Source organism: Amycolatopsis bullii (assembly GCF_014654205.1).
GTDB lineage: Bacteria > Actinomycetota > Actinomycetes > Mycobacteriales > Pseudonocardiaceae > Amycolatopsis > Amycolatopsis plumensis.
On the sequence record NZ_BNAW01000013.1, the window covers coordinates 77,641 to 97,538 of the forward strand.

Genomic DNA, 19,898 nt, shown 5'->3' on the forward strand with positions numbered 1-19,898 from the left:
CCCCACCCCGGATCTTGCTACCCTACTGCACTCCATTGATCAGGATTAAAGTGATCATGATGGTCGCCTTTGTCCACGGTAGCAAGATCCGCATCGACCTGCAACGAATAGCGGCGATGTTTAGTTCGAGGGCAATTGGGTAAGGGTGACGCTCCGGTGAATCCGCTGCGCGTCATTTCACACGATACGGCGGTACGGCTGGCCGTTGACGGTGATCAGGTCGGGCGTACCGTCTGCCGACGCTACGCCGACCGACACGTGGTCGTCGATGACGTAGGGCGTTCTCGGCCACGGCAGCGCTCCGAGGTCCTCGTCGGTCGGCGGGCCGGCGAACAGCCCTGGTCCGGCGGCGCGCAACGGCACCGTCCGGCCGTCGTACCGCAGGAGCAGGTCCGTGCCATTCGCGACGAGTTCGGCCACCACCGGACCGAGAACCTTGGCGTATCGCCCGGCGACGCGCGCGGCCTCTGCTGAGGTCACCGGCGTCGTGGGCGGGTGCACCGGCCCAGGCGGCAGGCCGAGCAGCTCGTCGAAAACCCGGTCAACGATGCGATCGCGGGTGGTGAAGAACCGCGGCTGCTCGTTGTACTCGTGGTTGTAGAGAACGACAACGCCGACGCCCTGGTCGGGAGCGAAGGTCAGCTTCGCGCAGTACCCGCGCAGCACACCCTCGTGCCCGATCCGTCGAACGCCCTTGTAATCAGGCTCGATCAGGGAGGCCAGCCCGTAGTGCAGGCCCCGGCTGAGCCGCACGTCCGCCTGCGGCGACCACATGGCTTCGACCGTCCCGGGCTGCAGCACCCGTCGGCCGTCGAGCCGGCCGCGCCCCAGCAGCATGCGCATCACCCGGCTCATGTCGGAGGCGGTCGAAAACACGTACCCAGCGGGGTGAAAGCCGGTGTCGTCGCCACCGTCGTGCCGGACGACGACCCGGCCGTCGGGACCGGTCCGATGCCGTTGCGCCAGCGGATAGGTCATCGCCACCGTCGGATCGAGCACCGTGCGTGCCAGGCCGAGCGGTTCGAGCGCTTGCTCGGTCAACAGGCGCGCGAACGGCACGCCCGTGACCACTTCGGCAGCTCTGCCGGCCAGGTTGAACGCGAGGTTGCTGTAGAAGTACATCTCGCCGGGTCCACCCACCAGCGGACAGCGGGGTAGATCCTCCTCGACGAAGGCGGCCAGGCCTTCCGGCGCCCGGCGCTCGGTCCGCCACGGGCGCTCGATGGCGCCCTCGGACAGCCCGGAGGTGTGGCTGAGCAACATCCGGAGCGTCACGCGTTCGGTGTTCGCCTGCCGACGCAGCCGCAACTCCGGCAGGTAGTGGCGGATCGGCCGATCCAGCTCCAGGTGGCCCTGCTCGACCAGCCGCAGCAGCGCGATCGTGGTGACGACCTTGCTGACCGAGGCCAGCCGGAACAGGGTGTCACCGGTGACCAGCTGCCCCTCGTCGACGGCTGTCACCCCGAACCCCACGGACACCGTGGGCGCATCGCCGGCCACCACCGCGACCGCCAGGCCCGGCACGCCCCGCTGCGCCATCTCCGCCTCGATCCACGGTGCCCAGCGGGTGAGGTCGAACGAGCGCGTCTTCGTCGATGTCATCGTGGCCTCCTTCGTCAGTGCGCCGTGGCGAACCGCGTGGTCAGCTCGGCCAGCTCGGCGCGGTGCTCGACGAGAACCTTGTGGAAGGCCTCCGCGTAGCCGTTCATCAAGTCGACCCCGTTGGGTGGCCCAAACGAGCTCGTGCTGGATCCCAGCACGAGTCTGCGCCGGCAGATGTCCCTCGTCACCGGGTACGCGTCGGGGTCGTACCGGGTGCCCTGAGCGGCGTGACCGCAGGTCCACGGACATCCCCGTCCGTAGCCCCGCATCTCCTGGAACAGGGTCTGCCCCGGCACCGGCATCCGCTGCCACTCGTCGAGCGGCACGCCTTCGGCCCGCATCGCAGCCTTCACCGCGCACCGGAAGGCATCGACCGGCACGTCGAGACCGAGGGCTTCGGGCTCGACCATCAGCGGGAAGAAGAAGTACACGTGGGTGCTTCCCTCCGGCACGGTCGGCGGGCGCACCCCTGGTACGTCCGTGAGCGACTTGGCGAGGTAGTTCCCGTTCTCGGAGCGCACCTCCGACATGGCGGGGAGGCGTTCCAGCTGAGACCGCGCGAAGGCTGCTGCGAGCGAGTGCAACCGGTAGTTCCAGCCCATGATCCTGGCGTTGTAGGCCCTCGTCTTGCCGCGGATTTCGTCGCCGAACATGAGCACGCGGAGCGCGTTCTGGTGCCACTCCTCGTTGTTCGTGGTGAACAGCCCGCCTTCGGAGAGCGCCGAGAGGCACTTGGACCCGTTGAGGCTGCAGCCGGCGAGGTCACCGAGCGAACCCACCGCCCGGCCTCGGTAGGTGGCACCGTGCGCTTGTGCGCCGTCCTCGACGATGATCAGGTTGTGCTTGCGGGCGATCGCGTGCAGTGCGTCGTAGTCGGCGGGCAGGCCGTTGAGGTCGACCGCGATGATGGCGCGCGTGCGCGGGGTGATGTGGCGCTCGATCTCGGAGGGGTCGATGGTGTAGGTCACCGGGTCCACGTCGACGAAGACCGGTACCGCGTTGGCCTGCAGCACGCAGGTCGCCGACGCGAGGAAGGTGTCGGCGGGCACCAGCACCTCGTCGCCGGGGCCGATCGTCGTCGCGGCAACGGCCATGTGCAGTGCGGCGGTGCCGGAGTTCGCCGCCACGGCGAATCGCGAACCGGTGTGTTCGGCCCAAGCCGCCTCGAGCTCCTGAACGTCGGTCATGGGCCAACGCCACGGCGTCGAGCGGTCAAGGGCGCGTAGCACCGCTTCGCGGTCGGCGTCGGTCACCTCAGGCCAGGGTGCGATGGCGTTCTCGTCGAGGACCGGAGTGCCGCCGTTGATCGCTAGCATGCGACCTCCTCTTCCTGCCGCGACCGCTGCTCGGGCCGGAAGATGGTGTCGACGGTCGGGAGGACCGGGTCCGGGCCGAGTTCGGCCGCCAGAGCGCGAATGCCGTCCACCAGCTCCACCTGGGGCTGGTACCCCAGCGCGCGCAGCTCCGCGGTGTCGGCCACCATGCGGTAGCTGTCGTCGCTGATGCTTGCGACCACTTCGATCTCGGGGCGGCGGCCGGTCGCCTCGCCGATGGCGTCGATCAGCCGGCGCAGCGAAAACTCCCGACCGGAGCCGATGTTGACCACCCGACCGGCCTCGCTCCGGTCTGCGGCCACGATCAGACCACGGACCAGGTCGGCGACGTGCACGAAATCGCGGGTCTTGTGGTCGAGATCGCCGACCACCCGGATCGGCAGCGCGTTGAGGTGCCAACGCAGGTACTGGGAAACTTCGCCGCCTGCGCGGTGCGGGTTCTCGCCCGGCCCGTAGATGGTGAAGGCCCTGGCGATCACCGCCGACAGGCCGTGGGTGCGCACGAACGCCCGAACGGCCGCCTCGCCCGCCAGCTTGGACGCTCCGTACGGCAGGAACGGCGACAGCTGGTGGTCCTCCCGGACGGGAACCGTCTGCGGCTCTCCGTAGACCATCGCCGTGGACAGGTAGACCAGCCGGGCTTTGGTGTTCAGCAGGGCCTCGGCCACGTTGAACGTGGTGACGGCGTTGGACTCGAAGTCGAACCTCGGCCGGTCCACCGATGTCGTCCCACTGGCGTTGCCGGCGAGGTGGAAGACAAGGTCCACGTCCGAGAGCGCGCGCAGGGTCTGTCGCGCGTCCCGCAGGTCGACTGTTCTGATCGGGCAGGGGAGTGTGGTGTCGTCCGGTGCCGCGGCGTCCACAATCGACACCCGGTTGCCCAGTGCGGCCAGCGTCCGGACGAGGTGCCGGCCGACGAACCCGAGACCACCCGTGACCGCGATGTGTTGGTAGCTCGACAGTTCACTTATCCGTGTTGGCATGGAACAACCGTGCCCGCTCCCGGCGCCGGCGAACAATGCGCTGCCCACTTCGTGCCAATGCCCGGGCAGGCACGTTGTGGACACCGGATTGAACGGGCGGTGGGGGCGTACTTGGCTGGAAACCGCAACCACTTCACTCGCCAACCCGTTGGAGGACCGCCGTGTCGTACGACGCCAAGTTCGAATCGATCCTGCGCCGGCATCTCCGGTACCTGCCTTCGGAAGGGATGCTCGAGCCGGACTCCTCGTTGCACGGCCTGGGACTGGATTCCATGCGGTCGGTCGAGCTGTTGTTCGATCTGGAGGACAGCTATGAGGTCACCCTCCCCGACGAAGCGCTCACGGCCGAAACCTTCGCAACACCGCGATCGCTTTACGCGGTCGTCGCGATCGCGGTCGGTGCCTAGCGCGCCGGCCGCGACGGCAACGGAAGAGGGGACGGGCAATCCATGGAATCACCTCAGCTCGAAGCATTCGTCACCGTCGTCGACGTGGGAAGCTTCACGCGGGCCGCGGCGAGGTTGCAGCTTTCCCAGCCCAGCGTCACGGGCCGCATCAAGGCACTCGAACACGACGTGGGCGTCCGGCTTCTCGAACGCCGGCACAGCGGGATCAGACCGACGCCCGCCGGCGCGGAACTCCTCCCTTACGCGAGGGAGATCGTCGCCCTGACCGCCCGGGCGCGAACCGCGATCGACTCGGAGGGGCGCCCGCACGGCCGGGTGCGCATCGGGACGATCGACTTCCTGACGACACACCGGTTGCTGCCGCTGATCGAGTACTTGTACCTGCGGTACCCGGAAGTGCAGATCTCGATGAGCAATCCCGCAGACGGCGACGCGGCCGGCGCCGTGCGGGACGGCAAGCTCGACTGCGCCTTCGTCGTGGACGTCATCCACGACCGGGAGGATCTCGACAGCCGGGTGCTGTGCCCGGAGTCGCTGGTGCTCGTCGGCGGGGCCGACCACGCGCTCGCTCGGCGGACACCGGTGACCGACGAGGACCTCCGGGCGGCGACCCTCGTCCGCGCCGACAACGCCGCCCAATACCACGAGCGGTTCGAACGCACGATCGGCCTCGAAGAGACGGCGAACCGTCCCCGGCTGTTCGAGCTCGACTCGATCGAGGCCACGAAACGCAGTGTCGCCAACGGTGTCGGTATCGCGCTGCTGCCGGCTGCGGCTGTCCGGCGGGAGCTGGCGGACGGGAGGCTCCACGAGATCGACTGGACACCGTCGTTCAAGTCGTTCACCCAAGTGGTGTGGCGGCGCGACCGCGGTCCCAACACCGCACTCGACGCGCTGGTGTCGGCCGCGGTGCAGGTCGTGCGGGAGCAGGTCGCCGAAAGGATCCCCGTGCCGAGGTAGTACGTCAGCCGGTCCGCTCCATCAGAGCCTCCCGGCTCACCTTGCCGTTCGTGGTGACCGGCAGGTCGCTCACCACCTGAACCCGTTCCGGCACCATGTAGCCGGGCAGCGTCCTCGTGCAGAAGGACCGCAGTCCACGCTCGTCCAGCTCCACGCCCGTAGCCGGCACCACGAATGCGACGAGTCCGGTTTCGCCGTCGAGCTGCTGCCCGATCACGGCCGCGGTTTCGACTCCGCCGAAGTCCATCAGCTTGCGCTCCACCTCTCCGAGTTCGACACGGTTGCCGCGGATCTGGACCTGTGCGTCGGTCCGCCCGCAGAAGTGCAGGTCGCCCGTCGCGTCCCGATAGGCGAGATCGCCGGTGCGGAGCACTTTCTGGCCCGCCCTGCGGTCGTGCGGGTCCGGCACGAGCGCGGCGTCGGTAGCTGCCTCGTCGGCCCAGTACCCGGTGAACAACGCAGGGCTGCGCAGGTGCAGCGCACCCACGACGCCGGTTTCGCCGATCGGCTGTCCCGACTCGTCCACGATCAGCAGTTCCGCGCCCTTGTGGCCCCGGCCGATGGACAGGGGCCCCGGGTCGGTCGGCAGCGGCTTCGGCACGTCAGCGAATGAACACGCCATCGACTCGGTGCTCCCGTAGCAGTTGACGAACCGCGCGCCGGGTAGCAGTTCGGTGAGCCTGCGCAGTTCCTGGTGGGGGAACTCTTCACCGCAGAAGAGGATGCCGCGAAGGTGATCGAGCGCGCGCAGTGCCTCGGGTGTGTGCCGCAACGCCTGGCGCCAGATCGACGGCACGCCGTTCACCTGGGTGGCACCGGTGTCGCCGAGCACGCGGACGAAGCGCCTCGGCCAGCGCAGCAAGGCACGCGGCACCGGTACGACGGCCGCGCCGCTGCCGAGCGCCAGGCCGATGTCCAGCAGCGAGAAGTCGAACTGCAGAGGCGATGTGCTCGCCACCCGGTCGGTGGGGCCGACGATGCCTTCCGCCGCCATGGCGAGGTAGAAAGCGACCACCGCGCGATGGCTCATGACCACGCCTTTGGGGCGTCCGGTGGTGCCGGACGTGAAGATGATGTACGCCGTGTCGCAGGTGGTGAGTTGCTGCCGCTGCCGGGTTCGCGGCGCAGGACGGCGCTCGACGTCCAGGCCTTCCGGGCCGAACCGCCCGACGCCGATCCGCGACGGGACCGCCACCCGCTCCTGCTCCGACGCCCGCAGGCACAGCGCCGGCGCGCATTCGGCGACGATGGCCAGCACGCGCGTTGCCGGTGTTTCGGGACTGATCGGGACGAACGGCAAGCCACGTCGCCCGCAGGCGATCAGCATCGCGATGGCGGACGCCGAGGTGTCCGACTCCACCACGACCCGGTCACCGATGTCGAGCCCCAGCTCGGCGAGGTCGGCCGCGTAGCGCTCGGCCAAGGCTGCGAGCTCGCGGTAGGAGACGGCTCGCGGGCTCCGATCGCCCGTGTATTCGATGACAGCGGGCCGGTCCGGTGTGGTGCCGGCGGCGGCCAGCAGGAACTCGTCCATGCGTTCGGCCGGCCGGTGCTGGATGGCGGTGGTCATGGGTTTCGTCCTTCGGTGGTCGTGGTCGGCGGGGCTGCGGCGGCGGTGTGGGGCCGTCCGTCCAGCAGCACCAGGGGTGGTGCCGGGCAAATCCGGGTACTCAACGCGGTGCCGACGAGCAGCGTGTGGTCGAGGACCGTCATCGCCTCCCGCACCCGGCACACGACGGTGGCGGCCGCGCCGGGCAGAACGGGTGCCCCGTCGCACAGTGCGGACGGCACCCCGTCGAACCTGTGCCGGGGATCGCCGGTGGCGAACCGGTCGACGAGGTCCGCCTGCCGGCGCGACAGCACGTTCACCGCGAAGACGCCGGCCGAAAGGAGTTCGTCGAGCGTGTGCCCCGTGCTGCGCAGCGACACGAGCAGGGTCGGGGGCCGCAGCGACAGCGACAGCACCGCGGTCGTGGTGCAGCCCACCGGTCCCTCGCCGCCCAGCGCGGTGGTGACCGATACACAGGTCGCGAACCGGGACATGGTTCGGCGAAAAGTGCGCTCGTCCGCGTGGCGGAGCACAGGAGGCGTCGTCGGAACGACCATCACGTCATCAGCTCCTCGATCACCGCGTCCGCGGCGTCGCTCACTATGGACAGGACCACCTCGGTCGTCCCGCCGCCGATCCCGAACAGCGCGGCCTGTGCGCTGAGCGCCTGAGCGCCGCTGCGGGCGAACCCGTCGGCGCCTTGGAGATGCGCACATTCGCGAGTCACCGTTTCGACGGTCATCGCGGCGGTGGCCTTGAGCATCGCGGCCGATGTGGTGTCGTACTGGTCGGTCACCCGGCTGGCCAGTTCGTCGGTCAGCGCACGCAGTTGCCGGGTGAGGACCAGGCAGGTGGCGAACCGCTGGCGGACGGTGTCGTGCCGCCACGGTGATTCCCGGCCGGCACTGGTGAGCGCCCGCCGGGTCCCGGCGAGGACCCTGGTGCACAACGCGACCCCCCACAGCGCTCCGGCCAGCCGCTCGACCGCGATGTGCGCGGCGAAGTTCAGCAGTCCCCGGCCCGGACCGCCCACCAGGTTCTCCCTTCCGAGCTGCACGTGGTCGAGCCGGACGTGCCCGGTGCCGGAGCCGGCGAACAGGTCGGTGTCCGCCGGCTCGACGTGCACCCCCGGGGCGTCGGCCGGCACGAGCACCCAGGTGAAGTTCGTGAAGTGGGACCCCGGCCGGTGCCTGGCGAGCACCAGGATGTGGTCGCAGTGGGTGGCGTTGGTGATCCACCGCTTGGTGCCGTGGACCACCACGGCGTCGTCGCCGAGGTGCAGTTCCGTACCCATCGCGGTGAGGTTCGAGCCACCGCGCTCGTCCGTCGCGCCCAGCGCCACGACCGTGTCGCCGGCGAGGGCGTCGGCGAGCACGCTCCGTGCTTCACGCCCCCCGGTCGTCAGCAGGGGTAGCGCGGTCGCGAGCTGGACGCAGACCGCGAGCGTCGTGCCGACCGGAGCTGCCGAGTCCACCGCGGTGAGCAGTTCGCGCAGGCCTATCGCGTCGACGCCGCAGGAGGGGTCGCCATCGTGGTAGGCGGTGCGGAGCAGGTCGGCCAAGCCGAGCCGGGCCCACAGCAGCCGGCCGTCCACGGCGGCGGGCAGGATGCCGGCGGGGAGCGCGGTCATCGCGGGCTCACCGGTTCGCGGGTGCCTCCGAACACTTCGGGATCGGCGTTCAGGGCCGTCTCGACGTCCGTCAGCAGCTGCTCCGGCGCCGGTCGTCCGGAGCCCGTCCGCCGCATGGCGAGGAAGGCCCGGCCCGCCAGTTCGTCCCAGTGGCCGAGGTGCGCCGCGACCTCGTCGGTCACCCGCTCGCCACGGTGGGCCCGGTAGGCGACGTGAAGCTTCCGCGCGCGGGTCAGCAGCCAGGTCTCCACCGCCAGCCGCTCGAAGGCGGTCCGCCGGTCGGGATGCCGGCGGTAGGCGTCGACGTAGTCGGTGGCGGCCATCGTCCCGACGTGTGGGAGCGGCATCGGAACGTCGGCGGCAGGGGCGGTGAGCAGCACGAACGACGCTGCGGGCAGCGTGGACCAGTCGGTTGTCCAGCGGCCCGGCTCGGCCTTGCCCCACTGGGTGTGGTTGGAGTAGGCGTCGACAACCGTGGCGCGGTCGCCGTCCGCTTCGACGAGGAAACTGTGGTCCATGTGCCGGCGGCCGGAGTACGGGAGCCAGGGCATGTCGAAGGAGTCGGCCACGACGTAGAGCACGCCGTGCCGGCCGGACAGCTCGCGGAGCGGCTCGCGCGTGCCGCCGTGCCACGTAGTGGTCCGTACCAACCCGAGCTGCCTGGTGGCCTCGAGGACCTGGTCCAGGAGCGGGGGCTCCACCGTGGGGAGGCCAGCGGCGCCGGGGTGAGGCCGGAAGCGGAGTGTCGCGCCGAGCGCGAGGTGGCTGTCCGGTCCGTGGAAACGGTCGGCGAGGACGGCGAGGTTCGACTGGACGCAGTCGAGCAACTCGGCTCGCACTGTCTGCTCGGTGGTCAGCATCACGAATCGAGTCTATGAGCGCGGCCGTGGGACGGTGTCGTTCTTCCGATAGCAGCAACCTATTGCTCGATAACAGGATCTGAACCGCCGCCGATTTTCCCGCCAGAATCCACCGTACGGTGGAGGACGAGACAATTCGCCGCTTCGAACCGTTCGGTCGGCACGACGTTGTTCTCGTTCAACGGCTCTGGAGGAAACTCGTATGACCTTGACGATGGCCCACTCGGCTGAGGCTTCCCGGTTCCGCGCACAGGGCCCGCGCCAGCTCGACGAGATCGCGAAGCGTTACGGTCTGCCGGCGCACCTGCGTGAGGACGTGCGGCTGCTATCGCACGTCCTTCCGTTCCGGGTGAACGACTACGTACTCGACGAGCTGGTCGACTGGCGCCGGGTGCCGGACGATCCGATGTTCCGGCTCGTCTTCCCGCAGCGCGGAATGCTGCCGGAAGTCGACGAGCGGCGTCTGGCCGCACTCGCGGGCGATGGCGGTGCCAAATTGGCGATGAAGGCCGAGGTGCGCAGAATCCGCGCCAACCTCAACCCGCACCCGTCCGGGCAGAAGGAACTCAACGTGCCGAGCCTGGACGGTGAGCAGGTTCCCGGAATGCAGCACAAATATCGCGAGACGGTGCTGTACTTCCCCGGCCAGGGCCAGAGCTGCCACGCGTACTGCACGTATTGCTTCCGCTGGGCCCAGTTCGTCGGTGACGCCGATCTCCGCTTTGCCGCCCCGGGACCGCTGCGGCTCGTCAGCTACCTGCGCCGTCACCCGGAGGTGACCGACGTCCTGGTCACCGGCGGAGATCCGATGGTGATGTCCACGGATCGGCTGCGCGACCACCTCAATCCCGTGCTGGGCGTCGACAGCGTGCGCACCATCCGGATCGGCACGAAGTCCCTCGCCTACTGGCCGCACCGATACGTGCACGATGCCGATGCGGACGACGTCCTGCGGCTGTTCGAGCGGGTGGTCGCCACCGGTCGGCAATTGGCCGTGATGGCGCACTTCAGCCACCCGCGGGAGCTCGAAACCCCGGTCGTGCGCGAGGCCATGAGGCGCATCCGGGCGACGGGGGCGTCGATCTACTGCCAGGCACCGCTGGTCGCCCACGTCAACGACGACGCCGAGACGTGGCGCCGCCTGTGGTCGGTCCAACACGCGGCGGGCGCGGTGCCCTACTACCTGTTCGTGGAACGCGACACCGGGCCGTACGACTACTTCAAAGTCCCGCTGGGCGCTGCGGTGGACATCTTCCAAGACGCCTGGCGCCGGCTGCCCGGACTCGCCCGCACGGTCCGCGGCCCGGTCATGTCGACCACGCCGGGGAAGGTCATCGTCGACGGCGTCACGGCGACGCCGGAGGGACGGTTCTTCCAGCTGCGCATGCTGCAGGCCCGCGACCCGTCCCTCGTCGCCCGGCCCTTCCGCGCCTCCTACCGCAGCGACGCGGCGTGGCTGTCCGACCTCGAGCTCACCGCCGACACGCCGGACGACATCCGGGCGGCCATCGGCGGCTACACCCGGGGGAGGGGCATCGCATGAGCAGCGGCGTGATGTCACCCAACCTGGCTTTGAACGAAGAGGTGGAGACGCGCCGCGCCGCCGGCGAGTCGATCGTGCACCTCGGCTTCGGCGAGTCCCGGCTGCCGCCCGCCCCGGAACTGGTCGCCAGCCTGAAGTCGAGTGCGGCCCGCAACGCGTACGGGCCGGTCGCGGGACGCGCCGGGCCCAGGTCCGCTGTGGCGGGCTACTTCACCCGCAGGCGACTGCCGACCGGCGCAGAGCAGGTTGCGGTTGCGCCGGGGAGCAAAGCCGTCCTGATGGCGCTCCAACTGGTCGTGCCGGGGGACCTGATCATCCCGATCCCCAGCTGGAACACCTACGCCCCGCAAGCGAAGCTGGCCGGCAAACAGGTCATCGGGGTGCCGATCCCGGCGGAGTGCGGCGGTGTCCCGGACCCCGCACTGCTGCGGGACGCGTTGCGCACGGCCCGCTCGGCCGGTCACGACCCGAAGATCCTCGTGCTGACCCTGCCCGACAACCCGACGGGGACCTGCGCCTCCCCGGACGTCGTCCGCAGTCTGTGCGCCATCGCGGAAGACGAGGATCTCCTCGTCGTCTCCGACGAGATCTACCGCGACCTCGTGCACGATCCGGCCACCACGCCGTGGTGCGGACCTGCCGAGCTGCTGCCCGAGCGCACCGTGGTCACGACCGGGCTGTCCAAGAGCCTCGCACTCGGAGGGTGGCGGATCGGCGCCGTGCGATTCCCCGTCGGCGAGTTCGACTCCCGGCTCCGTGCGCGGTTCCTCGCTGCGGCGAGTGAGATGTGGTCGACCCTGGCGGCGCCGATGCAACAGGTCGCCGAGTACGCCTTCGCCGAGCCCGCGGAGCTGCGCTGTCACCTCGCGTCCAGCGCGCGGCTGCACGGCGCGGTGGCGCGCGCGGTGCACGGCCTGCTTGTCGAGGCCGGCGCGACCTGCCGGCCGCCGACCGCCGGCTTCTACGTCTACCCGGACTTCGAGCCGTTGCGCGAACGCCTCTTCTCACGCGGCGTCACTGACTCCGCCTCGCTCCAGCGGTACCTGCTCGACGAGTACGGCATCGCGGTGCTCGCCGGTCACCTGCTCGGTGACGCCCCCGGAGCACTCCGGTTCAAGGCCGCCACCGCGATGCTCTACGGCGACACACCCGACCAGCAGTGGGAGGCCTTGTCGTCGGCGGAACCGCTCCGGTTGCCGCACATCAGCGATCTGCTCGACCGGATCGGCTACAGCTTCCGCAAGTTGGCGTCCTGAGGGGCCGGACAGCAAGGAGACACCGTGGCACCACACGAGCTGCACGCGATAGTCGTCGACACCGTCGCCGCGGTCCTCGCGATCGACTCCGAGTCCGTCGGCGACTCGCTGGCCGCGCTGCCGACGTTCGACTCCTTCAGCATGATCGAGATCGCCGAACGGCTGGAACAGCGGCTGGGTGTCGAGCTCGATGCGCACGATCTGACGCCGGCCAATCTCGGCCACGTCACCCGGTTGTGCCGTCTGTTCGAGCGAACAGCGGCTGCGGCGAATACGTGAAAGGAGCAGGCGTGCTCACGAGAACTGAAGAAGTGACGGATCTGGTCGCGGAGGTCGCCGCGACGGCCCGGGAACACGCGGAGGCCACCGACCGGGACGCGGCCTTCCCGGTGGCGGCACTCGACGCGTTGCGCCGCACCCGGCTCCTCGGCCTCACGGTGCCGCGCGAGTACGGCGGCATGGGCAAATCGGTGCCGGACCTGCTCGCGGTTGCTGGTGCGCTGTCGAGGGAATGCATGTCGGTCGGCATGATCTTCGCGATGCACTGCCAGCAGGTCGCCGCCGTCGTCGATCACGGGAGCGAGCAACTGCGGGCCGACGTGCTGCCCCGGGTGTCGAGTGGGGCGGTCTACCTCGCCTCGGTGACCACCGAGGCCGGCAGCGGCGGGCACCTCCTGTCCTCGGACTCGGAACTCGTGCGCGATCGGTCGGTGCTGCGCGTGGAGCGCTTCGCGCCGGTGGTGACCGGTGGCGCGTACGCGGACGGGTTCCTCATCACCATGCGCGCACCGGATTCCGCTTCCCCCGCGGCGGTGTCCCTCGTTTACGCGGACCGGTCCCAGGTCGAGGCCGTGGTGACCGGGCCGTGGCAGCCGATGGGGATGCGGGCGACGCACAGCGTTCCGATGAAGATCGTCGGCGAGCTCCCGGACCGCCAGGTGGTCGGAGCGCACGGGCAGTTCCGCGAGATCGCGTTGCGCACCTTCGGACCACTGGCGCACCTGGGCTGGGCGTCGTGCTGGCTGGGGACGGCCGACGGCGCGCTGGCCCGCACTGTCCGGCTCCTGCGCGCCGAGCGGGGCCGCCGGAACCTTAGTTCGGACCTGCTGCTGCGCAGGCTGTCCCGCGTGCGGCAGCGGCTGGACACCGTGCACGCCCTGATCCAGCACGCGAGCCAGGTCTGGCTCGCTCGCCCGGACGACGTCGTCGAGTCGCCATCGCAGTTGCTGCTCAACGCGGTGAAGATCACGAGCTCGGAGCAGTGCTTGGCCGCGGTGGACGAGCTGGTGGAGCTGGTGGGGTTGCGGCACGGCTACCTGCGGGACTCCGCGCTGCGGCTCGAGCGAGCGCTGCGTGACCTGAGGTCCGCTACGCTGAACTACAGCAACGACCGGCTGCACGCGGCCGGTGGTGCCCTCGTCTTGATGGACCGGGACGTCCAGCATGTCTAGCGGCCGGGGGACAGGCATGGCGGTGACGCCGCTCCACGAATGGTTCACCCGCTCCGCCGAGGCGCACCCCGACCGCGTCGCCCTGGAAGCGGCCGATGCGGTGCTGACGTACCGGGAACTGCGCTCGGCCGCAGACGGCCTCGCCAAGGCGCTCGCCCGAGCGGGCCTCAAGCCGGGCGATCGGGTCGCCCTCCTCGCCCGACGCAGTCCCATGACCTACGCCGGTTACCTCGCCACGCTCCTGGCCGGCGCGGTCGTCGTTCCGCTCAACCCCGCGTTCCCCGAGGCGCGCAACGCCGCCGTCACCGCGCGTGCCGGCGCTCGGACCGTGCTCGACGACGGCGCGCTGTCGCCTGTCCTGCCTCCGAGCCCCGGCACGGTCGAGGCGGACACGGCCTACATCCTCTTCACTTCGGGATCGACCGGCACCCCGAAGGGTGTGCCGATCACGCACGGCAACGTCGCGTCCTACCTGGAGTGCAACATCCGCCGGTACCGCGCGGGTCCCGGCGACCGCCTCACCCAGACCTTCGACCTGACGTTCGACCCGTCGGTGTTCGACATGTTCGTGTCCTGGGGCTCCGGTGCCACCCTCGTGGTGCCGACACCCGAGGACGTCCGCGACCCGGTCGGGTTCGTCACCAGGCGGGGCATCACGCACTGGTTCTCCGTGCCGTCGGTCGTCTCGCTGGCGCGCCGGATGCGGCGCTTGACGCCCGGTGGCATGCCGGGACTGCGCTGCAGCCTGTTCGCGGGCGAACAGCTCACCACCGATCAGGCGTCCGCCTGGTCGGTCGCCGCGCCGGCGAGCCGGATCGAGAACCTCTACGGTCCGACCGAGCTGACCGTCACCTGCACCGGCTACCAGCTGCCCCCCAACCGTGCGAGGTGGCCGGGAACCGCCAACGGCACCGTGCCGATCGGCGTCTGCTACCCCCACCTGGAGCACGTCGTGCTCGGCGGCGACGGCTCGCGGGCGGCCGAAGGCGAGTTGTGCGTCCGAGGTGGACAACGCTTCGGCGGCTACCTCGACCCCACGGACAACATCGGCCGCTTCGTCCGGTTCGACCCCCTCGACGACCGCCCGGCCGACGTGGTGGACGACGTGTCGGTGACCCCCGATTTCTGGTATCGCACCGGTGACCGGGTCCGCCTCACCGACGACGGGGGCCTCGTGCACCTCGGCAGGCTGGACGCACAGGTACAGGTGCACGGTTACCGCGTCGAGCTCGGCGAGGTGGAAGCGACGTTGCGCGGACATCCCAAGATCAGCGACGCCGTCGTCCTGCCGAACGACACCGAGCTACGCGCGGTCTACACGGGCGCTCCGTCGACCACCGGCGAACTGTCGGAGTGGCTGCACCGGCGATTGCCCGCGTACATGATCCCCCGCCGCTACCACCACGTCGAAGTTCTGCCGCTCAACCCCAATGGGAAAATCGACCGCCGTGGACTGGCCGCGATGACCCTGCCGCCGACCTGAGGAGCGAACGACGGGGCAGCGTCCGGAACCGTCCACGGTGGAATTCCGGCCCGGAACCGCAGAGGGGTGCCGCGCGGCCCCGATCGGGCTCCGCGGCACCCTTCTGACACCTTTCGAACGGTGGCGCGTCAGCGGGGCTGGTGACACGTGACCGGAGGACCTTCGTGTGGGGGAGGGCCTCCGGATTCGATGTGGATTGCGACGTCTACACCGACCAACGGAGGCTCTCGTGCCACGCTAACGCACCCCTGATCCCTACTGCCAGACTGCGCCTGGCCCGCTGTGTCGTCGAGGACGGCTGGCCGCTACGACGGGCCGGGGAGCGGTTCCAAGTGTCGGTCTCTACCGCCGCCCGCCGGGCCAGCCGCTACCGCACTCTCGTTGGAGCGGTACAACCCCGGGGAGCCGTCTCGCGATCTCTTGTCACAAAAGGGGAACTGGCGCCGCCGAGGCGGGCATGATCGGATTCACGCTACCGGAGATCCGACGTCTGCTCGCCAAGCTGGTGTTGCGTGTCGCCGGCGCCGCCGACCACATCTGGGTCTGGTCCCGCTGGCGCCGTCGACGAAACACCAAGCATGGCTCAGCCACTACAAACGACGCGGCTACCCACTCACCTAACTGCCGGTGCAGTACTAGCCCGCGGCTCCACGCTGCTGGACTTGCACGGCATCGGCGCGGCCGGCGCCGCTCGGCTACTAGCCGACGTCGGTGATACTTACCGGTTCGGCAACCGTGACCGGTTCGCTCTCAGGAACGGCACCGCGCCGTTGGACGCGTCATCCGGGGAACAGCAACGGCATCGCCTGTCCCGGGCCGGCAATCGCAGAATCAACCGGACACTGCACATCATGGGCGTTGTCCAACTTCGCAATCCGGCCGCCGGGCGGGCCTATTTCGACGGCAGGAAGGCTGCGGGCAAGACGTCGATGGAGGCGATGCGTTCGCTCAAGCGGCGCTTATCGAACGTTGTCTATGCCCGCATGCTCGCCGATCAGAAACGGCGCGAGGTGGCAGGTCCGGGAGGGCAGTCGGGGACGACTCTGCAATCCGGCGTGACCGGCCTGACCCTGGACACCGGCCCTTCGGACAAGTCACAACCCGAACCTGCCAACCGCCAGCCTGCCCTCGCCAAGGCTCCCCTTGACATAAAGGGGAGCCATGAGCGGACATTGCGCATCTGCCTGCCTGTCGTGCTAGTAGATAAGGGCTGCCGGGTATTTGCGTGCGTACAGTTAGCGTATCGCTCCGTGCAAAATTAAGGCGCGGCGGCAGATCTCGCAGGTGTGAATCAATCAGTTGGCGCCGATGGAAGGGCCTCCGCAATCCGTTGGACTGGCGCTTTGAAGTCGATTGAATCACTGGAATAGTACGGAAGATAGAATATCCGACTCGGAGCTCTCGGTGCTCGACATCGAGTGCTGAACAGCGTATCTTGCACTTGGCGAGCCAGTATGAGTAGTCTATCGTGATCTGCTACTTTGTCGGGCTTGGCTGCTGCGTTTATAACCTCGTCTTCGGTGTGAACACATACACGCTCGCGTTCGCTGGCTACTGCTCGCTGTTGCCGAAAGGTATCGAGTCCGAGCAGCAAGCCGCCCAAGGAAGGGATGAACCAGCGTACGACAATTTCCGTAACGGTCAAGCTTAGGCTCGCACCGATCACGACGCCCAAAGCTGTCCATGCCGAGACAAGGAAAAGCACAACATTGGCATATCTTCGGCGAATCCTGGATCCCCATCCCAGATTCTGTATTTGGCGAGCGAGGACGTCGAACGGTCTGGGCAGTTTTGGCATCTCGTCCCAGTCTTCGGCGATTCGTCGGCCCTTGAATCCATTGCTCAACCGACTGGCGTCCTCCATGCGCACTGGACGGCCAGCGACCACGGTGTTCCACGGGAGCTGGAACAGTTCTACTTCGAACTTCTCCTGAAGCTTGGCAGCACGAAGTAGTTCACCGTCCACCCATGAAGCCAGTCCGATCGAGTAAATGGCGGCCCATAGTGCTCCTACAATGGTCACCCAGGTCACCTGGAGGGCGGTCACTGTCACCACTGCGCCGCTTACGGCAATAATCGAAGACACGGCAAGTCGGAGTCCGGAAAGTATCCTGACCCGCTGATGTGAGATGGACATCGCCTTTAGTGCAGTCAGCTGCGCAGGCGTGATGTCAGCCTTCGTGAACAAGGGTGGGGGCTCCGACACCCGGACATCCTAGCTGTTCGTCTCGTCGGCAGCCATACTGCCGATGAGCCGGGTAGTATTCGAGCTGATGAGCAACGGCGACGAACAAGGCGTCTCTGACGTCGGTCGGTATCTGGGCGACCCAGTGGTCGTCCGAGCGCTTGAGGCATGGGCGCACGATCACGCGCATAGTCTCGAGGTTCCCGACGAACCCTGGCGACGTCGAGGTGGAAGTGGTGCCCTTCTTGCGCGACTTAGAATCACGCCTACTGTTGAATTCGGCGGTTCGGTGGAAGTGATATTGAAGGTGTGTTCCAAGGGGAGCCCGGCGGGCGAAGCGCGTAATTACGAGCGGGCCTGGCTGTCGTCCCCAACGTTTGCTAGTCGGCATCTAATTCGGCAGCTATTTCAGTCTCAAACGCTCGAGGATGGTCGAGTGTTGATGTTCCTTGACTCGTCTGAAATGGTCTCGAATAGTCAAACGATTGGAGAAATGACGCCCGCGTATCAGCAACTGGGTGCCGCTGAGGCGATACGCTCGATCCTATACAGCTGGAATGAACCTACAGGATGGAAGCACGGGAGAACATCTGCAAGCGAATTTCTCCGTCTCGAGCTGCGAGGGGCTTTGAATCGAGGGCGCTCGGCATATCGTTGGGCTGATCGGGCAGGGCTTATGGCGGATGACGTGGACTGGTTTGGAGTGCGAATCGGAAAGTCTGGCGGGTTGCCAAATCCGATCCATTTGCTCAACGATGGTTCTGCTCTTAGCGAGATCGATGTCGAATATGTCCTCGGATACTCTCACGGGGACTTGCACGTCGACAATATAGTTGTTCCTCTGATTGACGGCCGTCCAGATTTCAGTCAAATCCGACTAATTGATCTTTCAGGGTACAGTTCCTCTGCGCCGTTGTCGCGCGACGTGGCAACACTGCTCCTCTCTTTGATCCTTCCAACGGTCCGCGCGAAGGCGAGCTCGAGCGGCGATATGCCTGCCCTGGTCAGGGTGTTGATTGACAGCGATTTGTCTCATGCTGACCTCGATGGATCAGCTATCGCTCAATCGGTGCATAGAGTTCGTGCCGCGGTAACGAGAGAGCTAGATAATGAACTCAAGCGTATATTTCAGCTCCAGTACTTGTTATCTTTGTTGGCGCAGGCTATCATCTACACTTCGTATAGTAATGTTGGAGAAGTTGGTCGACGATGGTACTTCGGTCTCAGCTTGGAGGTTGTTAGAAAAGTTAATGAAATGGTCGATTTTGATTCGGAGTGAGTGGCATTCAGAGCGATTAGATACTTACTTTGGGTATCGGCCGATGTGTCCAATGCTTCGTGTCTGCATCAGCCATGGCCTGGCCATAGCGGAAGGCGTCCGATCTTCGGCATGAGCGTGCGTCCCGCGGCGTCGCTGCTGCAAGCAGAGAGGTTCAGTGTACGAAGGTGATTGGGTAGCCCGGCGCGCCGCCGTCGAGCAGGTGGTCGTCGTGGCCTTTCAGGAACCAGGTGAAGAACGACGTCACCAGTGCTCGTGTCGCTGCCACGGCGCGGTGTCCGTCGACCGTTCCGACTGCCGCTGCCAGTAGCTCGGCCGGTACCCGGCCCGCCAGCTGGGGGAGCAAGGCCTCGGCGTCGGTGAAGGACGCGTGCCCGGAGTCGTCCAGGGTGACGTCTGCCTTCCAGCCGTGCTGGTGCTGCCAGAACGCCGCCCACGACGGCTCTCGGTGGATATCGCTTCCGCTTGCTGCCGAACTGCTGCCCAGCAGCAGGAACGGGCGGTGCAGGCCGTGTTGGGCGACCTCGCTCAGGTTCGTGCCGTCCGGCTCCACCGAGTACTCCAGCGTGCCGTCCATGTCGACGGCGGCCTTGATCCGGGGATCGGTGTACATCATGTTCGCGGCCGTGAAGCCGCCTGCGGACTGCCCGAACATTCCGATCCGGTGTAGGTCCATGCCCTCGCTCAGCCTGCCGGGCAGGCTCGGCAACCGGTCGAGCACCAGGCCGGTGTCGGCCGTGCGCGCGTTCATCAGCTTCCTGAAGAACGCCGGTGTGGTGCCGGTGCGGTACGCCTGGTCCCAAGCGGCCAGCAGCGGGCCGTTGCCGGTCACATGACCGTCCGGGAACTGGACCGCCGGCCCGTCGCCGGTGTGGTCGACGGTGACCACCACGAATCCGTGCGATGCGAGATCCTCGACCAGCGAAATGTTCCAGTCTCGCGGGTCTCCCGCTCCGGGGGAGTACAGCACGACCGGGAACCGCCCGGGCGCCATCGCGGCGTCGCGCACGGAGTAGGTCTTGGTCGAGGCCCAGTCGACAAGGCCGGCCGGCAAGCCGAGGTTGCCCCCGGCCACCGCGGCCACCGGTGCCGGGAACTGGTGGGTGACCGGGGAAGCTGGGCCGTGGACCGCCGGGTGGAAGACGCTGATCATCAGCTCGCGGTAGGGCTGTGCTGGTACCCATGGATCGGGCCGAGTGGCGTCGACGAGGCGGAAGCTCGATTCGCCGACGGAGTAACGGCCAGTCGGCGCGGGAAGTGTGAGCGTTAGGCCCTCGGCCGCGGACGCCGCGGGAGCTGAGACGGCGAGCACGATCCCGGCCAGGGAAGCGGCGACGAAACGAGAGCTGCGCATCCGGGGTTCCTTCGGCGGTGGT

At 67.9% G+C, this 19,898-nt stretch carries 18 protein-coding genes and 1 pseudogene; 10 read left to right on the forward strand and 9 right to left on the reverse strand.

Translation table 11 applies throughout. The annotated features are described in order from the left end of the window. Positions 1-177 precede the first annotated feature (177 nt). Genes IE317_RS17440 through IE317_RS17450 form a run of 3 tightly spaced genes read right to left on the reverse strand, consistent with a single transcriptional unit; the run spans position 178 to position 4,051 of the window. Complete coding sequence (locus tag IE317_RS17440; RefSeq protein ID WP_268246877.1) at positions 178-1,602, reverse strand: serine hydrolase domain-containing protein; 1,425 nt, start codon at positions 1,600-1,602, stop codon at positions 178-180. A 14-nt stretch (positions 1,603-1,616) separates the two neighbouring features. Continuing rightward, positions 1,617-2,918 carry a DegT/DnrJ/EryC1/StrS family aminotransferase gene (locus IE317_RS17445; RefSeq protein ID WP_191311280.1) on the reverse strand — a complete coding sequence of 434 codons (1,302 nt, stop codon included), beginning with the start codon at positions 2,916-2,918 and terminating at the stop codon, positions 1,617-1,619. Further along, on the reverse strand, positions 2,912-4,051 hold the full coding sequence (locus IE317_RS17450; protein ID WP_229902761.1) for an NAD-dependent epimerase/dehydratase family protein: 1,140 nt from the start codon (positions 4,049-4,051) through the stop codon (positions 2,912-2,914). Before IE317_RS17450 ends, IE317_RS17445 begins: the two co-directional genes overlap by 7 nt. 29 nt (positions 4,052-4,080) lie before the next feature. Between IE317_RS17450 and IE317_RS17455 the strand changes: the two genes are divergently transcribed. Continuing rightward, positions 4,081-4,326, forward strand: coding sequence for an acyl carrier protein (locus IE317_RS17455; RefSeq protein ID WP_229902762.1), 246 nt, complete (start codon positions 4,081-4,083; stop codon positions 4,324-4,326). A gap of 42 nt (positions 4,327-4,368) precedes the next feature. Continuing rightward, positions 4,369-5,286 (forward strand): LysR family transcriptional regulator, encoded by a 918-nt coding sequence (locus IE317_RS17460; RefSeq protein WP_191311282.1) that lies wholly within the window; start codon positions 4,369-4,371, stop codon positions 5,284-5,286. 4 nt (positions 5,287-5,290) lie between these two features. Here IE317_RS17460 and IE317_RS17465 read toward each other — a convergent pair whose 3' ends face one another. The 4 genes from IE317_RS17465 to IE317_RS17480 form a co-directional block, all read right to left on the reverse strand. Next, positions 5,291-6,856: an AMP-binding protein gene (locus tag IE317_RS17465; RefSeq protein WP_229902763.1), complete on the reverse strand. Its 1,566-nt coding sequence runs from the start codon at positions 6,854-6,856 to the stop codon at positions 5,291-5,293. Continuing rightward, the gene (locus IE317_RS17470) at positions 6,853-7,329 is read right to left on the reverse strand and encodes a flavin reductase family protein (protein WP_191311283.1); all 477 of its coding nucleotides are present in this window, start codon (positions 7,327-7,329) and stop codon (positions 6,853-6,855) included. Before IE317_RS17470 ends, IE317_RS17465 begins: the two co-directional genes overlap by 4 nt. A 62-nt stretch (positions 7,330-7,391) precedes the next feature. Continuing rightward, positions 7,392-8,465: an acyl-CoA dehydrogenase family protein gene (locus IE317_RS17475; protein WP_191311284.1), complete on the reverse strand. Its 1,074-nt coding sequence runs from the start codon at positions 8,463-8,465 to the stop codon at positions 7,392-7,394. After that, positions 8,462-9,328: a hypothetical protein gene (locus IE317_RS17480; RefSeq protein ID WP_191311285.1), complete on the reverse strand. Its 867-nt coding sequence runs from the start codon at positions 9,326-9,328 to the stop codon at positions 8,462-8,464. Before IE317_RS17480 ends, IE317_RS17475 begins: the two co-directional genes overlap by 4 nt. 199 nt (positions 9,329-9,527) lie before the next feature. Here IE317_RS17480 and IE317_RS17485 point away from each other — a divergent pair, with 199 nt between their 5' ends. The 7 genes and pseudogenes from IE317_RS17485 (at position 9,528) to IE317_RS44605 (ending at position 16,320) form a co-directional block, all read left to right on the forward strand. Further along, a complete protein-coding gene (locus IE317_RS17485; RefSeq protein WP_191311286.1) occupies positions 9,528-10,868 on the forward strand; it encodes a KamA family radical SAM protein in 1,341 nt (446 codons plus the stop codon). After that, entirely contained in the window at positions 10,865-12,124 is a 1,260-nt protein-coding gene (locus tag IE317_RS17490) for a pyridoxal phosphate-dependent aminotransferase (RefSeq protein ID WP_191311287.1), read from the forward strand. The genes IE317_RS17485 and IE317_RS17490 overlap by 4 nt, the downstream gene beginning before the upstream one ends. 24 nt (positions 12,125-12,148) lie before the next feature. Continuing rightward, entirely contained in the window at positions 12,149-12,403 is a 255-nt protein-coding gene (locus IE317_RS17495) for an acyl carrier protein (protein ID WP_191311288.1), read from the forward strand. Between the two features lie 11 nt (positions 12,404-12,414). After that, positions 12,415-13,575, forward strand: a complete 1,161-nt coding sequence (locus IE317_RS17500) for an acyl-CoA dehydrogenase family protein (RefSeq protein WP_191311289.1) — start codon at positions 12,415-12,417, stop codon at positions 13,573-13,575. Positions 13,576-13,591: 16 nt separating this feature from the next. After that, on the forward strand, positions 13,592-15,058 hold the full coding sequence (locus IE317_RS17505) for an AMP-binding protein (protein ID WP_191311290.1): 1,467 nt from the start codon (positions 13,592-13,594) through the stop codon (positions 15,056-15,058). A gap of 191 nt (positions 15,059-15,249) precedes the next feature. Next, positions 15,250-15,438, forward strand: a pseudogene (locus IE317_RS17510) (hypothetical protein); the annotation flags it as partial. 282 nt (positions 15,439-15,720) lie between these two features. Further along, positions 15,721-16,320, forward strand: coding sequence for a transposase (locus tag IE317_RS44605; protein ID WP_229902764.1), 600 nt, complete (start codon positions 15,721-15,723; stop codon positions 16,318-16,320). 29 nt (positions 16,321-16,349) lie between these two features. Here IE317_RS44605 and IE317_RS17520 read toward each other — a convergent pair whose 3' ends face one another. Then, entirely contained in the window at positions 16,350-17,264 is a 915-nt protein-coding gene (locus IE317_RS17520; protein WP_268246879.1) for an S-4TM family putative pore-forming effector, read from the reverse strand. A 67-nt stretch (positions 17,265-17,331) separates the two neighbouring features. On the opposite strand from IE317_RS17520, the gene IE317_RS17525 reads away from it, so the two are divergent. Further along, positions 17,332-18,522 carry a hypothetical protein gene (locus IE317_RS17525; protein ID WP_191311292.1) on the forward strand — a complete coding sequence of 397 codons (1,191 nt, stop codon included), beginning with the start codon at positions 17,332-17,334 and terminating at the stop codon, positions 18,520-18,522. A gap of 154 nt (positions 18,523-18,676) precedes the next feature. Here the strand turns inward: IE317_RS17525 and IE317_RS17530 are convergent, their stop codons facing one another. Then, entirely contained in the window at positions 18,677-19,876 is a 1,200-nt protein-coding gene (locus IE317_RS17530; protein WP_191311293.1) for an alpha/beta hydrolase, read from the reverse strand. Between the last annotated feature and the right edge of the window lie 22 nt (positions 19,877-19,898).

What these genes read in the sequence shown, in the direction of transcription:
- IE317_RS17440 (WP_268246877.1), bottom strand. Translation starts at nt 1,602, where the DNA reads ATGACATCGACGAAGACGCGCTCGTTCGACCTCACCCGCTGGGCACCG.
- IE317_RS17445 (WP_191311280.1), bottom strand. Translation starts at nt 2,918, where the DNA reads ATGCTAGCGATCAACGGCGGCACTCCGGTCCTCGACGAGAACGCCATC.
- IE317_RS17460 (WP_191311282.1), top strand. Translation starts at nt 4,369, where the DNA reads ATGGAATCACCTCAGCTCGAAGCATTCGTCACCGTCGTCGACGTGGGA.
- IE317_RS17465 (WP_229902763.1), bottom strand. Translation starts at nt 6,856, where the DNA reads ATGACCACCGCCATCCAGCACCGGCCGGCCGAACGCATGGACGAGTTC.
- IE317_RS17470 (WP_191311283.1), bottom strand. Translation starts at nt 7,329, where the DNA reads ATGTCCCGGTTCGCGACCTGTGTATCGGTCACCACCGCGCTGGGCGGC.
- IE317_RS17475 (WP_191311284.1), bottom strand. Translation starts at nt 8,465, where the DNA reads ATGACCGCGCTCCCCGCCGGCATCCTGCCCGCCGCCGTGGACGGCCGG.
- IE317_RS17485 (WP_191311286.1), top strand. Translation starts at nt 9,528, where the DNA reads ATGACCTTGACGATGGCCCACTCGGCTGAGGCTTCCCGGTTCCGCGCA.
- IE317_RS17490 (WP_191311287.1), top strand. Translation starts at nt 10,865, where the DNA reads ATGAGCAGCGGCGTGATGTCACCCAACCTGGCTTTGAACGAAGAGGTG.
- IE317_RS17505 (WP_191311290.1), top strand. Translation starts at nt 13,592, where the DNA reads ATGGCGGTGACGCCGCTCCACGAATGGTTCACCCGCTCCGCCGAGGCG.
- IE317_RS17525 (WP_191311292.1), top strand. Translation starts at nt 17,332, where the DNA reads ATGAGCAACGGCGACGAACAAGGCGTCTCTGACGTCGGTCGGTATCTG.
- IE317_RS17530 (WP_191311293.1), bottom strand. Translation starts at nt 19,876, where the DNA reads ATGCGCAGCTCTCGTTTCGTCGCCGCTTCCCTGGCCGGGATCGTGCTC.